The sequence below is a fragment of the Desulforadius tongensis genome, from assembly GCF_016907915.1.
GTDB lineage: Bacteria > Bacillota > Desulfotomaculia > Desulfotomaculales > Desulfohalotomaculaceae > Desulforadius > Desulforadius tongensis.
The window spans coordinates 13,369-28,160 of sequence record NZ_JAFBCW010000013.1 but is presented as its reverse complement, the minus strand read 5'-3'; the positions used below and the strand labels follow the sequence as shown (position 1 = coordinate 28,160).

Annotated in this window: 16 protein-coding genes; 6 read left to right on the top strand and 10 right to left on the bottom strand. The window is 43.8% G+C overall.

The window, feature by feature from the left end; genetic code table 11:
• Positions 1-5: 5 nt before the first annotated feature.
• The 3 genes from crcB (JOC37_RS06805) to JOC37_RS06795 all read left to right on the top strand — a co-directional run bounded on the left by crcB (JOC37_RS06805) (position 6) and on the right by JOC37_RS06795 (position 1,139).
• Positions 6-401: a fluoride efflux transporter CrcB gene (gene crcB, locus JOC37_RS06805; protein WP_204617394.1), complete on the top strand. Its 396-nt coding sequence runs from the start codon at positions 6-8 to the stop codon at positions 399-401.
• Complete coding sequence (gene crcB, locus JOC37_RS06800; RefSeq protein WP_204617392.1) at positions 401-787, top strand: fluoride efflux transporter CrcB; 387 nt, start codon at positions 401-403, stop codon at positions 785-787. Before crcB (JOC37_RS06805) ends, crcB (JOC37_RS06800) begins: the two co-directional genes overlap by 1 nt.
• A gap of 76 nt (positions 788-863) precedes the next feature.
• Positions 864-1,139, top strand: coding sequence for a transcriptional regulator (locus JOC37_RS06795; protein WP_204617390.1), 276 nt, complete (start codon positions 864-866; stop codon positions 1,137-1,139).
• Between the two features lie 140 nt (positions 1,140-1,279).
• Here the strand turns inward: JOC37_RS06795 and JOC37_RS06790 are convergent, their stop codons facing one another.
• The 5 genes from JOC37_RS06790 to JOC37_RS06770 all read right to left on the bottom strand — a co-directional run bounded on the left by JOC37_RS06790 (position 1,280) and on the right by JOC37_RS06770 (position 5,319).
• Complete coding sequence (locus JOC37_RS06790) at positions 1,280-2,002, bottom strand: ATP-binding cassette domain-containing protein (RefSeq protein WP_204617448.1); 723 nt, start codon at positions 2,000-2,002, stop codon at positions 1,280-1,282.
• On the bottom strand, positions 1,995-2,654 hold the full coding sequence (locus JOC37_RS06785; protein ID WP_338017354.1) for an amino acid ABC transporter permease: 660 nt from the start codon (positions 2,652-2,654) through the stop codon (positions 1,995-1,997). Before JOC37_RS06785 ends, JOC37_RS06790 begins: the two co-directional genes overlap by 8 nt.
• 98 nt (positions 2,655-2,752) lie before the next feature.
• Positions 2,753-3,547, bottom strand: coding sequence for a basic amino acid ABC transporter substrate-binding protein (locus tag JOC37_RS06780; protein ID WP_204617388.1), 795 nt, complete (start codon positions 3,545-3,547; stop codon positions 2,753-2,755).
• Positions 3,548-3,699: 152 nt separating this feature from the next.
• Positions 3,700-4,395, bottom strand: coding sequence for an amino acid ABC transporter permease (locus JOC37_RS06775; RefSeq protein ID WP_204617386.1), 696 nt, complete (start codon positions 4,393-4,395; stop codon positions 3,700-3,702).
• A gap of 93 nt (positions 4,396-4,488) precedes the next feature.
• A complete protein-coding gene (locus JOC37_RS06770) occupies positions 4,489-5,319 on the bottom strand; it encodes a transporter substrate-binding domain-containing protein (RefSeq protein WP_204617385.1) in 831 nt (276 codons plus the stop codon).
• 164 nt (positions 5,320-5,483) lie between these two features.
• Between JOC37_RS06770 and JOC37_RS06765 the strand changes: the two genes are divergently transcribed.
• The gene (locus JOC37_RS06765) at positions 5,484-6,407 is read left to right on the top strand and encodes a DMT family transporter (protein ID WP_207754940.1); all 924 of its coding nucleotides are present in this window, start codon (positions 5,484-5,486) and stop codon (positions 6,405-6,407) included.
• Positions 6,408-6,477: 70 nt separating this feature from the next.
• Here the strand turns inward: JOC37_RS06765 and JOC37_RS13685 are convergent, their stop codons facing one another.
• The 3 genes from JOC37_RS13685 to JOC37_RS06750 form a co-directional block, all read right to left on the bottom strand.
• On the bottom strand, positions 6,478-6,567 hold the full coding sequence (locus JOC37_RS13685; protein ID WP_207754941.1) for a 3,4-dihydroxy-2-butanone-4-phosphate synthase: 90 nt from the start codon (positions 6,565-6,567) through the stop codon (positions 6,478-6,480).
• An 11-nt stretch (positions 6,568-6,578) separates the two neighbouring features.
• Positions 6,579-7,718 carry a sedoheptulose 7-phosphate cyclase gene (locus tag JOC37_RS06755; protein ID WP_204617383.1) on the bottom strand — a complete coding sequence of 380 codons (1,140 nt, stop codon included), beginning with the start codon at positions 7,716-7,718 and terminating at the stop codon, positions 6,579-6,581.
• Positions 7,719-7,849: 131 nt separating this feature from the next.
• Entirely contained in the window at positions 7,850-9,592 is a 1,743-nt protein-coding gene (locus JOC37_RS06750) for an S-ribosylhomocysteine lyase (RefSeq protein ID WP_204617381.1), read from the bottom strand.
• Between the two features lie 590 nt (positions 9,593-10,182).
• Here JOC37_RS06750 and JOC37_RS13680 point away from each other — a divergent pair.
• Positions 10,183-10,263, top strand: coding sequence for a hypothetical protein (locus JOC37_RS13680; protein WP_204617440.1), 81 nt, complete (start codon positions 10,183-10,185; stop codon positions 10,261-10,263).
• Between the two features lie 55 nt (positions 10,264-10,318).
• The gene (locus JOC37_RS06740) at positions 10,319-11,044 is read left to right on the top strand and encodes a LytR/AlgR family response regulator transcription factor (protein WP_204617379.1); all 726 of its coding nucleotides are present in this window, start codon (positions 10,319-10,321) and stop codon (positions 11,042-11,044) included.
• 33 nt (positions 11,045-11,077) lie between these two features.
• Here JOC37_RS06740 and JOC37_RS06735 read toward each other — a convergent pair whose 3' ends face one another.
• Positions 11,078-13,546, bottom strand: coding sequence for a mannose-1-phosphate guanyltransferase (locus tag JOC37_RS06735; RefSeq protein WP_204617377.1), 2,469 nt, complete (start codon positions 13,544-13,546; stop codon positions 11,078-11,080).
• 14 nt (positions 13,547-13,560) lie between these two features.
• Positions 13,561-14,763 carry a glycosyltransferase family 4 protein gene (locus tag JOC37_RS06730; RefSeq protein WP_204617375.1) on the bottom strand — a complete coding sequence of 401 codons (1,203 nt, stop codon included), beginning with the start codon at positions 14,761-14,763 and terminating at the stop codon, positions 13,561-13,563.
• Positions 14,764-14,792: the final 29 nt, after the last annotated feature.

Genomic DNA, 14,792 nt, shown 5'->3' with positions numbered 1-14,792 from the left:
GAAAATTGCGTTATTTATACGTGGGAATGGGCGGGGTGCTGGGAGCCATTTCCCGTTATCTTGTCAGCCTGATGATCACCCCGGCCAACAGCAGCACAATCCCCTGGCAGACATTAACGGTTAATTTTTTGGGCTGTTATATACTGGGCTTAATTGCATTTTTAAACCTGTGGCCGATAAATAAAAATTTACGCTTGGCCCTTTCCACGGGGTTTGTTGGCTCTTTGACCACCTTTTCCACTTTTTCCGTTGAAGTTATGTACCTGGTAAATCAGGGCTGTTATATACCGGCGCTGGCATATATAATCATCAGCCTGCTGGGAGGAATAATGCTGGCCACCCTGGGCATGCTGACAGCAAATGCTGTTAATCACAGGAAAAAAGCACTGGAGGCAGAGTAATGTCATCGATATTTTGGGTTGGAATGGGAGGTTTTATCGGCGCCACCGGCCGCTATGCAGTTAGCCGCCTTCAATTCACCAAAAAAAATAATTTTCCCTGGGCTACTTTTATTGTTAATGCACTGGGTTCTCTCATTTTAGGGTTTTTGTACGGTTTAAACCATAATTTTAACCTCATTGATAATAACGTAATGTATTTTTTGGGCGGCGGTATAATGGGATCTTTCACCACCTTCTCTACTTTTTCACTGGAGTCTTTACAGCTGTACAAAAGCGGCAGAATGATGTTATTTACGCTGTACGTACTGTCCTCTGTGGTATTATGTTTGTTCTGCGCCACCACCGGTTTTCTGCTGGCCCCATTTTTTGCTTCAACGGGTAACTAACGAATAGAACCGCACTGCCGGGGAAATAATATGGCTAGCAAAATAACTAATATGCCAAAGGAGTGATTATTTCCCCATGACAGAAATACCAATCACCGAATATTTTCAAAGTGTAAAGACCAGGTTACCCGATGAGGCCTACAATGTTTTAAGGGCGCTGATGGACGACGGAAAAATGAATAAAGAAGAACTGTCGCTAACTGCCAGAGTAAAACGGGCGGTGCTTGATCATATAATTATGCAGTTATATGCATTGGGCTTGGTTGATGTTACTTCCGAGGGAAAGAGCAAAATTTGTTCTTTAACCAAGCTGGGGGAAGAGTACCTGCAGCTGTTTAAATCCGCAAGCTGACACGGCGTGACCCCCATACCCCATCAGAGGATGAAAAAGCAGGTGATCTTTTGTACTGCAGAACAAAATAAAAGGCGCGTGTAAGCATTATCATGCTGCACGCGCCTTTTATTTTCCATTTTTCATCTTTTTTATCATTCCTATAAAATTTTACTTAAAAACAGCTGGGTTCTGGGATTTTGGGCGTTGTTAAATATCTGTTCCGGTGTACCTTCTTCCACCATCCGCCCTTCGTCCATGAAAATCACCCGGTCACCCACTTCCCGGGCAAAGCCCATCTCGTGGGTCACCACCACCATGGTCATTCCCTCCCGGGCCAGCTGTTTCATTACCGCCAGTACCTCCCCAACCATTTCCGGGTCCAGCGCGCTGGTGGGTTCATCAAACAGCATAATCTTGGGACGCATGGCCAAAGCCCTGGCAATGGCCACCCTCTGCTGCTGGCCGCCGGACAGCTGACTGGGATAGGCTTCAGCTTTGTCCGACAAGCCTACCTTCTGCAGCAGTTCCCTGGCGGTTTTCTCAGCCTCTTCCTGGGAAACATTGCGCACTTTAACAGGTGCTAACGTAATGTTTTCCAGCACCGTTTTATGCGGGAAGAGGTTAAAACGCTGGAAAACCATCCCCACTTCCTGTCTTACATAATTAATATCAGTTCGGGGGTCGGTAATATCATAACCGTCAATAATTATGGTACCGGAAGTAGGTTCTTCCAATTTGTTGATGCAGCGCAAAAAGGTACTCTTACCCGACCCCGAAGGTCCAATAACCACCACCACTTCCTTCTCTTTAATGGAGCAGTTAATACCCTTTAAAACTTCGAGATCGCCAAAATTTTTATATAAATCTTTAATCTTAATGATCACCGGTCTTCAACCTCTTTTCCGTCCAGTTAACCCACTGGGAAATTATCAGCACCATTATCCAGTACATTATACCAACCAAAGCCCAAATTTCAAAAGAAGCAAAGGTTGTGGCAATTTTAATTAGTCCCTTTCTGGTCAGTTCTTCCACCGTTATAACTGACAGCAGCGATGAATCCTTCAGGGTAATAATAAACTGGTTTCCTAACGGGGGTACAATTCTTTTAAAGGCCTGGGGCCAAATAACATACCGCATGGCCTGGAAGTGGTTCATCCCCAATGATCTTGCCGCTTCCATCTGCCCCTTTTCTATGGATTGTATTCCGGCCCGCACAATCTCTGCTATATAGGCACCGGCATTCACCCCCAGGGTACCGGTGGCAGCAAAAAAAGGATCAATGCTGATACCGATGGCTTTGGGTAAGCCAAAGTAAACAAAGAAAATCTGCACCAGCAGCGGGGTGCCGCGGATCAGTGAAATATACAGCCTGGCAATGGAATTAATTATTCTACTGCGGGATAAACGCATTAAGCCAAAAACCAATCCGATGGCAAAACCAAGCAGCACTGCCAAAAACGTAATCTTTACCGTTACAACAGCACCTACCGCTAAAAACGGTAATATCTGCGTTATCAAAGTTGATATATCCACACCATCATTCCCTTCTCACGCCCAGTTAAAGAGCGTAACACTGTGTGTTACGCTCTCTTATAATTTTTAACATCTTTAACTTCTGTTAGTCACGAAATTTACTGGCCGGAACCAAACCACTTCTCAAAAATTTGATCATAGGTACCGTTTTCTTTCAGGGTGGCCAGAGCATCGTTCAGCTCTTTCAGCAGTTTTTCATTACCCTTGGGTACGGCAATACCAAACTTCTCACCGGTTAATAATTCACCCACCGTTTTAATTTTGCCTTTGCCCTTGGTGGCAATGTACCTGTCAACAACCGGCTTATCCACTATTACCGCGTCAACATTGCCGCTTTCCAAATCCAGGTAAGACTCAGGATTGTTGTCATACAGCTTAATTTCCTTCAGCTTACCGTCCTGCTTCAGTTCCTCTGCCATTTTTGCACCGGTGGTGCCGATCTTAGCTCCCAAAACCTTACCCTTCAGGTCATCAACACTTTTAATTTCTTCTTCATCAGCCCGCACAGCAATAATTTGCCCGGCATCGATATAAGGCTCGGTAAAGTTCACCTGTTCTTTACGCTCATCTGTAATGGTAATACCGGCAATACCAACATCCACGTTGCCGGCCTGCAGAGCAGGAATTAACCCGCTAAACTGCATGGGCTGCAAATCCACTTTATAACCGGCTTCTTCAGCAATGGCGTGAATTAAATCAATATCAAAGCCGGTGTATTTACCGTTTTCTTCAAACTCAAAGGGCGGAAAAGCAACATCAGTACCAACCTTTAATACATTTGCTTCATTGGCGCTGTCGCTCTTCGCCTTGTCAGTACCGCTTCCACAGCCCGCTAGGGCTATTAAAGCCAATACTAACAATGTAACTAAACCAAAACGCACAATTTTTTTCATTACTTCCTTCTGCCTCCTTTTTTGACCTTATCTGTTACACTAAACCAAATAAGATTATATTATAAATCGGTTAACCCGTCAATAAATTAAACAATCGCTTATAAAAATTGTTCAAAATTTGTATTTATTAATCACATAACAACAGCGTTTTATCAATCCGTCTTCAGCCTTTCCTCTAACCTGTCCACCAGGCGGGAAAAGGTAAAGGTCATAATCAAGTAAATAAAGGCCGCAGTCAGCCACAGCTCAAAGGTGGCATATGTACGGGCTACCTCCAATTGGGTTTTTCTGGCCAGTTCTTCAAAACCAATTACAGATAACAGCGAAGTTTCTTTTAACAGCATGATAAATTCATTGCCCATGGGCGGAATAACCCGTTTAAATGCCTGGGGCAGAATAACATAGCGCATGGCCTGGAAATGGTTCATTCCCAAAGACCGTGCCGCTTCTATTTGTCCCTTTTCGATGGATTGTACCCCGGCACGAAAAATTTCCGCAATATAAGCACCGCTGTTTAAACTGATGGATAATATGGCTGCAAACCAAATATTTAATGAAAAATTGGTCATAAAGGGCTCTCCGCCGGTGGAAACCCAGTACTCATGCAGCGATTTCAGCAGCCCCGGTATACCGAAATAAATGAGCATAATCTGCACAAACAACGGGCTGCCGCGAAAGAAATCCACATATGCGGTTCCCCCCAGCCTCACCAATTTATTCCTGGATAACCTGGCCAAACCGGCAGCTAAACCGATAATACTACCTAAAATTATTCCTACGGCTGTAATAATTAAGGATATTCCTGCCCCTTCCAGCATCAGCGGCAGTGCATGTAGTATATTTTCCATAATCCACCTCTTCAATCTGTACATGAAATATGCGTAACACACCGCGTGCTACGCATATTTTTTACCGCAATCTAATTTTTTAATAAATTAAAATTAAGAACGTTCGCCCGGGAGATAGTCCGGAGCAGAAGTATGGAACCATTTTTCATACAGCTGGTTAAACTTGCCGTTTTCCTTCAGCTTTTTCAATCCTTCGTTAATGCTTTCCAAAAGCTCGGTGTTTTCTTTGGCCACCGCAATACCGTAATAATCACCAACCAGGGTATCACCAACTATTTTCACTTTCCCCTGGCCTTTTTTCTCAATAAATTCTTCAGTTACCGGCTCATCATTGATAACCGCATCCACCCCGCCGTTTATCAGCTCGTTAAACACCAGGTCAACGGTGTTATAGGTTTTAACTTCCGCACCGTATTTTTCCTTAAACTCGTTGGCTTTATCCGCCCCGGTGGTACCGATCTGAACGGCAATCCTCTTGCCGGCCAAATCCTCAGGCTTGGTAATTTCATTGTTATCCTCACGCACAGCTATAACTAAAGGTGCTTCGTAGTAAGGAATGGAAAAATTAACCTGTTCTTCCCGTTTCGGCTTAATACTCATGCCGGAAACAATCACATCAATTTGACCGGTCTGCAGGGCCGGAATAAGCCCGTCAAAGCTTAAACTCTTTAATTCCACTTCAAAACCCTGTTCTTCAGCAATGGCTTTAATCAGGTCAATGTCAAAACCTACAAATTCACCGTTTTCATCGGTGGATTCAAAAGGCGCAAAGGTTGGTTCAAAGGCTGCAACAAGCTTTTGCTTGGCTTCTTCCCCACCTTCGCCCTGTTTGTCAGCCGCTTTTTCACCGCCGCAGCCCACTGCTGCAACCATTAAGGCCAATACAGCAAGGGCAACGGCACCCAGCTTAAATAATTTTCGCACTTCAAAACTCCCCCTCTGAATAAAATTTCTATTTATTAATAATTATACATCCCTAAATATTCGCCCCCATTCGAAAAAATCCTGCTGGTAAATTAAATACTTTTTTGATATCCTAATTTCATTAGCCGGTTGGTAATTTTTACTGCCGGCTCCGCAAAGGGGGATTGATAACAGCAGTGGATAAAATACGCACCAGGCAGGTAAAGGCAAACCTGGCGTTACTGGCCGTGGCCTTCGTATGGGGGGCAACCTTTGTAGTAGTTCAGGATGCATTGGCTGACATTACCCCCCACTATTTTAACGCCATTAGATTTACTTTAGCCTTTGCTTTTTTAGCGGCAGTATACCGGTCTAAATTTAAGAATATCCGCCGGCCTACCATAAGGGCTGGGATTTTAATCGGCTTAATCTTATTTTCCGGTTATGCCTTTCAAACAGTGGGACTAAAATATACCACCGCCTCCAATTCCGGTTTCATTACCGGTTTGGCAGTGGTTTTGGTCCCACTTATAACCGCTCTAACGCTGCGGCGCCTGCCAACCATCCCTGTTATTTTGGGTGTCACCAGCGCCACCATCGGTTTAGGACTGCTTTCTTTAAGCCAGGGAATAGACCGGCTGAACACCGGCGATGTACTGACCTTTTTTTGCGCCCTCTCCTTCGGCCTGCACATAGTGATGGTGGGTAAATACGCCCCCCGCCACGATCCGGTGCTGCTGGCTTTGATCCAAATTGCCACGGTGGCGGCAGCCAGTTTGGTACTGGGCGCCTTTACCGAAGCGGTACCACAGCCGCAGTCATTCAGCAGACCGGTTTGGCTGGCCCTTATAATCACAGCCATTCCGGCAACGGCACTGGCTTTTTTAATTCAAAACACAGTGCAAAAATTTACCACTCCCACCCACACCGCCATTATTTTCACCACAGAGCCGGTGTTTGCCGCTTTAACCGCCTTTGCAGCGTCAGGAGAAGTTTTAAGCACCAGGCAGCTGGCCGGCTGCGTTTTAATTCTGGCCGGAATGCTGGTGACAGAGTTAAAGGGATCGGCTTCCCAATCTAAAACAAAAGAGGGGCCGGGAGCAGGCTGATTGATAATAAGCAATACTTCCGCAACCCCTCGGCCCGGCAGACATGCCGGGCAAACCATGTAAAACCCCGTCACCGTGACGGGGTTTTAACCGGAATCTGTTTCAGCCCTGCCCGCTGCATCAGATCAACGGCCGCTTCAGTATGTCCCGGGCGTTCCAGTACACCACTTTTTACCCGTGCTGGCTGTATAAGTTTTCTAAAACATTACATGCTTGAACAATTTCTTCATATTTTATATCATTTACAAAAATACATTTTCCAATAGCCGGAGGTAAGGGAACTCTTTGCAAACCATCTCGATGATGCGTTCGTTCTATTAGGCTTTCCCATAGCAGTTCAGGTTTAAGGGACTGATGATAATAAGGAAGACCCAGTTTTCTTATTAAATCCAAAACGCGTTCTTGCTCTGAACGGGATAAGAGCGAATGTATATTAGCCAGTACAACGGAAAATGCTACATCTATTGCTACGGCTTCTCCATGCAGCAGATTGTTAACATCCTGCATTTCCAGGATCGGACTAAATGTATGACCAAAATCAACAGAACGTTCTAAGCTGCTCTCATACAAATTTGGCTGTAATTCTTCTAACATCCCTGCAATAGAAAGATCCAAGATTTCTTGACCGCTTTGATTTTGAAATTTTGACTCAATGCATTCCGCTCCATCCTGCTCAAGATATTCAAAAAGAGTGAGATCCTTAATTACTGCAAGCTTTACAATTTCACCTAAGCCATTTAAAATATGGCGAGTTGGTAAAGTTTTCAGGAACAATTTATTTAAAATAACCGCTTTTGGTGGCTCAAAACTACCCATCCGGTTTTTGTGTTCGTTAAAATTCACCCCCGTTTTAATTCCCACTGCTGCATCCACATAACCCATCAGAGTGGTAGGAATTTTAACATGGGGGACCCCCCTTCTATAACAGCTTGCTACAAAACCAACAATATCAGTAACAACACCGCCACCAATTGCAATAACCGGTTCCCCGCGGCGATCAATGGGAAATTCATCTAATTCTTTAAATAGTCTGATAAAATTTTCCACTGTTTTGTTTTTTTCCCCGCTTTGAAATGAAACGATTTTGCTTTTTACATGATTTTCATCAAAATAACTTTTAAGTTTTTCATAATTTAGTTGATAAATAAACTCATCAACAACAACAAAACGACGACTGTTTTTCTTTCTACCTCCTATCAGCATTATTTTATTTTGGGGGTCGAAGATATTCTCATCTACAATAATGTCGTAATTTATTTCTTTTTGATGCTTAACACTCCACCTAACTTTACTTAAATCAAGATTAATCATCATATGTCATCCTCCGTATGACGCAAAATAAAAGGCAGGTTAGAACAAAAATTCACAAAGACGGCGTGTTCCGGACCAATGGGCTGCAGCAGTTCAATTCGACAATTGATGGCAGGTATCTCAATTGCCGCTCAGCAAACTTCAAGCCATTTATGTTTATCTTTTAATAACTGTTTAGCTATTTGCTTTGCGCCTTCAAGATCATGATAAGATGCTTGTCCACATTCCTTGTCGCTGCTAAGTGGTACTTCATCGGCAAGTAAGATATCTTCTAATACCTTCTCAAAACAAGCAATTATTTTTTGGGCGCTGCATTCATTCAACAAAATTAAATAAAAGCCTGTTTGGCAGCCCATGGGAGCCATGCTAACGAAACCATCCATGTATCGTTTAAAACCTGTGAGCAGAAAATGTTCTAACGAGTGTAAAACTTCTGCTTTGATATAACTTGTGTTTGGCTGCGTAAAGCGCAAATCATACAGAAAAACATAGTCTCCCTGTTTTCCCTTTTTATATTCTGTCAGCCGAATATACGGTGCTTTCACAATACGATGATCAATTTCACCAAGCGCTTGAGGATTCCATCCTTCTTTTGTAAGATCTATTAATTCTTCCCCATTATGCTCCATACACTTCAACAAATATTCTCGACTTGCTGAAAGAACGCTTTCCCAAACGTCGGAATGATTATACAATTCAACGGTTACATAACCATTGTAGTTATTATCTTTTAAAGCCCGAAGAGTGGCATTAAAATCAATTTCTCCCTTCCCCGGAAATTCGTGATAATGTACTTTCCCTTTTATAGTATTGCAAATGGGTTTGGTGATTATCGGCTCATTATTTGCTTCCTGTTTATTTCTGAGAAACTTCAATATCGGTTCAGACTTCCTTATCACCTCAAAATCTATACCGGCAACGGAATCTAAAAAAGCATTGACTTCTAGGTCAATTTCCTTATCGCTTGTAATTCCATGAACATTTTCTAGATTTACAAACTTAACACCAGCACTTCCATTGAGGGCATGAGCAAAGCTTCTTATATTTTCCCTTTCACCATGGTTAAGCTCATTTGAATAAAAACATATGCATTTCTCTTTGTCTATGAAAAGAAAATCATTCCCACTGGAAATATAAATTAAATAACCAGCAAAATCTAAATCGATTTTCGATGGCTCTAATGAATATGATGGCAGGCATATTAGCTTTAAATTATATCCTTCTTTTATATCTGCAAGATGCATATATTCGGTATAGGGGATGGCTTCAACAATAGATTTTATGTAATCATCCTCGGTGCAGTAAACATGGCCAATATCCACATGCAGCCTAAAGTTTGGTGAGTTTACCTCATCCATGAGAGAAATTGCATCATTAAGAGTTTCAATGTACATGCCGGGCTCCGGTTCAATGACCAATATTACATCACCAATGTCAGCTAAGCAGTCTTTTATGCCTTCTACCAGCAATTTCCTGGGATTAATTGATGGATTATCAATATGTTCTTTTCTTAAATAACCACTCTGAAAACTAACAATGGGAATATCTACTTTTTGGGCAATTTCAATACCTTTTTGGATCAATTCTATGCGCTGTCTTCTTTTGTCAGCATCAAGAGAAATTAATGATGGTTCATGAGGAATATCGGAAAGCAAACGCGGCGTTGCTGTAGATATACAAATTGGTTTTACTTTGCGATTTTTAAAAAAATTCTTTATTTTTAACAAATGTTCATCCGTCATTGTAAAAGGATCAAATTGTCCATATTGAAACGATAATTCAACACCTTCAAAACCAGCTTTTTCAACTTCAGAAATAGCCCTGAAAAAATCCAGTTTTGTTAAGCCGTTGGTACTGTAACTTAATTTAAACATGGAACCTCTCCCTCCTGAATAAATTAGTTTCCTCACCTATGCACATGATTCTATCTTTGAAGCCTTTTTTACTTTAGCAGCTTAAATTGTATTCAACTAAAACTACCTTTTCAATGCCTTGGATTTATTCTCCCGGTTTATGGGTTTAAACTGCCAAATACAGGATGAGATAAGGTACAAATCTTGTTCAGCAAATGGCTAACATAATCTTTCTAACCCTTCATTGTTCTGTGTATAGTGATTATGTCTTTAAACTGCTGATTTGGAAATAAACATAAGTAAGTGTTCTCCAGCTGGCATTTTGCGTCCCTAAACCGGCAGTTTAAGCCCCACCGGGAGGATTTTTCACTGCTAAAAATGTAATTTTAATAAAAAATGCAGTTTTAAACAGCTTCTAAATATAAGATTGAAGGGCGTTTGTTGTTAAAATAATAACATTTCCTGGTCTGTAATATTTCTGTACTCTATTCCGAAGTGTTTTTTGATTGTACACCTCGGCTTGTACGTGGTAAATTATTAAAATTTCCCCTCCTGGGGTTGATAATTTGTGGTTTTCTTATGGACAAAGTTAAAATTTATGTTTTTGCACGTTGCTGGTGACCGCTGCCGCTTTAAACGCGAATCCCTTTAGTATTTGCTTATATTATGAGCCGGAATATCTGCGGGCTTAAAAAAGTAACATCAAGGGCGTTTATTGTGCCCCGTATTTTTACCGGAGGGATCTATATGCTGGAAAAGATTGATGCAGTAATTGTGGATGATAACCCGTACTCTGCCAAAGTTTTCAGTAACATGTTGATCAAAAGCGGGCGAATAAATGTGGCCGGCATCTTCGACAGTGGAGAGAAACTTATGGTCAGTTTCCAATCCGGGCTAAACTGCCATATTGTATTTTGGGACACAGCCCTGCCGGGTATTGCCGGTTCAAAATTAGAGGAATATCTTAGAAAAGAAAGATCCGATATACAGGTGGTATTTGTAACGGCAAATATAGAATTTACCCCCGAAGCATTTGACCTGGAAGCCACCGATTACCTGGTTAAACCGTTTGATGAAGAAAGGTTAAACCGCTGCATAACCAGGATATTGAATAAAATTGAAAGTTCAAACCGGAAAGCAGAAACCTATACCATAGAAAATAAAAGTGATACCATCATTTTGAATATAGATCATATCATTTTTATAGAAAAATATAAAAAAAACAGTATTTTTCATACAACCGAGGGTATTTATAAAAGCTATGAATCCCTGAATACAGTTGAAAAAAAATTAAACTGCCAAGACTTTTTCAGAAGTCACAGGTCTTTTATAGTAAATAAAAACTATATTCAAAGGGTTAAACGATGGGGTGATAGGGCTTATGAGATAATATTTACGCAAACGGATAAAACGGCCTCGTTGAGCCGGAGCAGAATAGGAATGCTGAAATCCTTAATAAAAAGAGAAGGGTAAAGCCGACAGAACGCCGGTTCTGCCGGCCCGATTTCAACTTTCCCCTGCTATTTTATTGATTTTATCAATATACATATCGGTTAATTCCCGGGCTATTTCCATGCTGCTGCCTTCACTGTAAATTCTGCACAGCGGCTCTTCCGGATCCGGCAGCACCAAGGCCCATCCCTGCGGATGATAAACTTTAACCCCATCCAGCAGTTCCAATTTTCCCGGCTTTTCTTCTATCAGCTTTCTTATAACCCGTCCTTTGGCTTCCCAGGATACCGGCACCTGCTTTTTAGCCACAAAAAATGCCGGTATCTCTTCTACCAGAGCTGATAACCCTATTTTTTTCCGGGCGCAAAATTCCAGCACTTTAATAAAGGCCGCCACGGCATCAAAGTTTAATAAAAATTGCGATAACTTTTCTTTTTGCCGGTTATCATGGACGATAATCTGTTCTAACAAATCCCGCACGGCAGTTTTTGTTCTCACCACCGTACCGTTATATTTCACGGCCATATCTTCAATAGCCCTGGGAGCTGTAACCGGCACAACAACAGGACCGCCGCGTTCCTTCAGCACCACCAGTGCCAGCAGCGCCGTAAGCATATCATCCTGGACTACCCGCCCCTTTTCGTCCACCAGTATCATACTGTCTCCATTGGGGTCTATAACGGCACCGGCATCAGCACCTTTATCCACCACCGCCCTGCCCAATTCCGGCAGCATGGCTTTATAACTGCGCCAGCTGAGGGGCAGTGCACTGCCGCCAGCACCGGCGGTCTCCACCGCAACCCCGGCCTTTAATGTTATGGGCGCAATAAACTTATCCAGGTTGCGGTTATCATAAGCCAGTACCACCTTATAACCGGCACGGGCAATTGTTTTCATATCCACGTTCCGTTCCAAATCTTCCAGGTATGCCTCTGCTGTACCGGGCACCGGTTCCACGGGAATTATTTTACCGGCATCAGCCCGGCGGTAATCTCCCCCGGCCAGTTTGTTTTCAATTTTTCTTTCTTCTCCCCGGCTGATATTGCCCCCCCGGCTGTTGGTAAACACCATGTTAATTTTATCCGGGCGCAGGGAAGAAATTTTAATATGTACCCCGGCTTTACATTCCAATTTTCGCACTGCGTAACGATGCACCGGCGTCACAACGGCACCGGCATCCAGCACCCGCACCCCCATGGACTGCAGACCGGCAGTAAATGCTTCTTTAATCATTTTACAAACCGGGTAGCTGTCACTGGTGAGCATCACCCGCTCACCAAAACTCAATGTTGAACCGTAAGCAGCACCCACCCGGCTGGCAAACTCCGGTGTAATTTCTACATTGGCTAAACCGGTGATCCCCTCCAGACCATAAATGTTTTTAGATGCACCGGCACCCCAAATAATGTTTCGCTGCACCGTGGCACCGGTTTCCACCAGTTTATTGGGCCAGAGCTTAACATCCGGTTTAACCAGCACCCGTTCTTTGATGGTGGAGTGATCGCCCACCACAACCCCTTCATATATCGAAGCGTTGGAATAAACTTTAACTCCACTGCCCAGCACCGCCCCCCGCAGGGACGATCCGGCACCCAAGTACACACCGCTGCACAGCACGCTCTTTTTAATAGATGCCCGTTCTTCAACCCGGCAGCCCTCACCCAGTACGGTATAGGGTTCTATTTTCGCATTCGGTCCAATGTCACAGCCGTCACCTATTAAAACGGGGCCGTTGACAGCGGCGGAAGGATGTATGGAAACCCCTTCTCCCACCCACACCCGGGGTCTTATCTCCCGGCCGGGAATAGAAACTTCTACCTTTCCGGCCAGCACATCCCGGTGGGCCCGCAGGTAATGCCATAAATCGCCAATATCGCACCAGTATCCTTCCAACACCACACCGTACATCGGTTTACCATCTTTTAACAGCCGGGGAAACAGGTCTTTACTAAAATCAAACTTCTGCCCCGGTTGAAAATAGTCCAATACCTCCGGTTCCAATATGTAAATACCGGTGTTCACCGTATCACTAAAAACCTCACTCCAGCCGGGTTTTTCTAAAAAGCGGGTAATTCTGCCGTCCCGTTCAGTAATCACCACCCCGTATTCCAGCGGTGTCTTCACCCTGGTTAACACCAGGGTGGCCACAGCCCCCTTCTGTTTGTGAAAATTAACTGCTTTGGTCAAATCAAAATCTGTTAAAGCATCGCCACTGATAACCATAAAAGTTTCATCCAAAAAACCGGCCGTGTTTTTCACACTGCCGGCGGTGCCCAGCGGTACTTCCTCAATAAAGTAGCGCATGCTGACACCAAATTCCACACCGCTGCCGAAATAATCTTTAATGGCTTCAGGAAGGTACTGCAGTGTAACACCAATATTTTTCAAGTTATGTTTTTTCAGCAGGTTGACGATGTGCTCCATAATGGGTCTGTTCATCACCGGCATCATGGGCTTGGGCCGGCTGCAGGTCAGCGGCCTTAACCGTGAACCCTGGCCGCCGGCCATAATAATGGCTTTCAACGGCTATGACCTCCTTATTTATAATGGTATTGTTGAATTCCGGAAATGCGGGCTGCTAAAATTTCTTCATACAACCGTACCGTTTCCCCGGCAATTTTCTGCCAGTTATACTTTTCAACCACTTCTTTATATGCCCGCTCTTTCATCCGCCCTGCGGAATCGGGATTGAGCAGCATATGCAGTACATTGTCCGCCACAGAATTTGGATTGCCCGTATATGCTTTCAAGCCGTTTACCCCGTGATCTATTATTTCCGCCAGTCCCCCGGTATCGGAAACCACCAGCGGGGTTCGGGCCGCCATAGCTTCCAAGGCCACAATACCAAAGGGCTCATACAAACTGGGAAACACAGCAACGTCAGCAAACTTGTAAAGACTGTTTCTGGTACTGTCGTCCACATAGCCGGTAAAATATACCCGTGACTCTATCCCCATCCGGCGGGCCTGCCTTTTAAGGGGAATAGTGTACGGACCCTTCCCGGCAATAATAAATTTCGTACCGGGACAATAATGCAGGATTTTGGGGGCCGCCTCCAGCAGTACCTGCACTCCCTTTTCCCGTACCAGTCGTCCCACATAAAACACAATTTTTTCATCCGGGGCAGCATAATCGTTTCTCTGCACCCGGTTATTTTTAACTGCAAAGTACTGCGGGTTAACACCGTTGGGAATAATCCTTAACTTGTCCTCCGGCACTTGAAAAACATTCCTTACTTCACCATGCATATAGCGGCTGCATACAATAACCCGCCAGGCTTCATAACAAAGCCACCACTCTATATCGCTGATATGGCGCTGCAGATCATTGTGCAAACCGTTGTTTCGCCCGTGTTCGGTGGCATGAATGGTAGCAATAAGCGGTATCTGCAAAGAATGTTTCAAAGCCCGGGCCGCGTAGGCCACCAGCCAGTCATGGGCATGGATAACGTCAAAAACCCCCTCCATGTCCCTGACCAGGGATAAACACCTCTCTAACATGGCCACGTTTAACTGCATAACCCAGGTTACAAAGTCAGGAGATGATACCTGGTAGGGAATCACTCTGTAAACCTTTACACCCCGCACATTTTCATATTCCGGCACATCCGGTGATCCCACCGTAATGATATGAACTTCATGCTGCTGTTTTGACATCGAATTGTAGAGATCGTAAACATGCTGGGCCAGCCCCCCCACGCTTTTGGGCGGGTACTCCCAGGACAAAACCAAAACGCGCATAACCAACCTCCCACCGAATAATCTTTCAT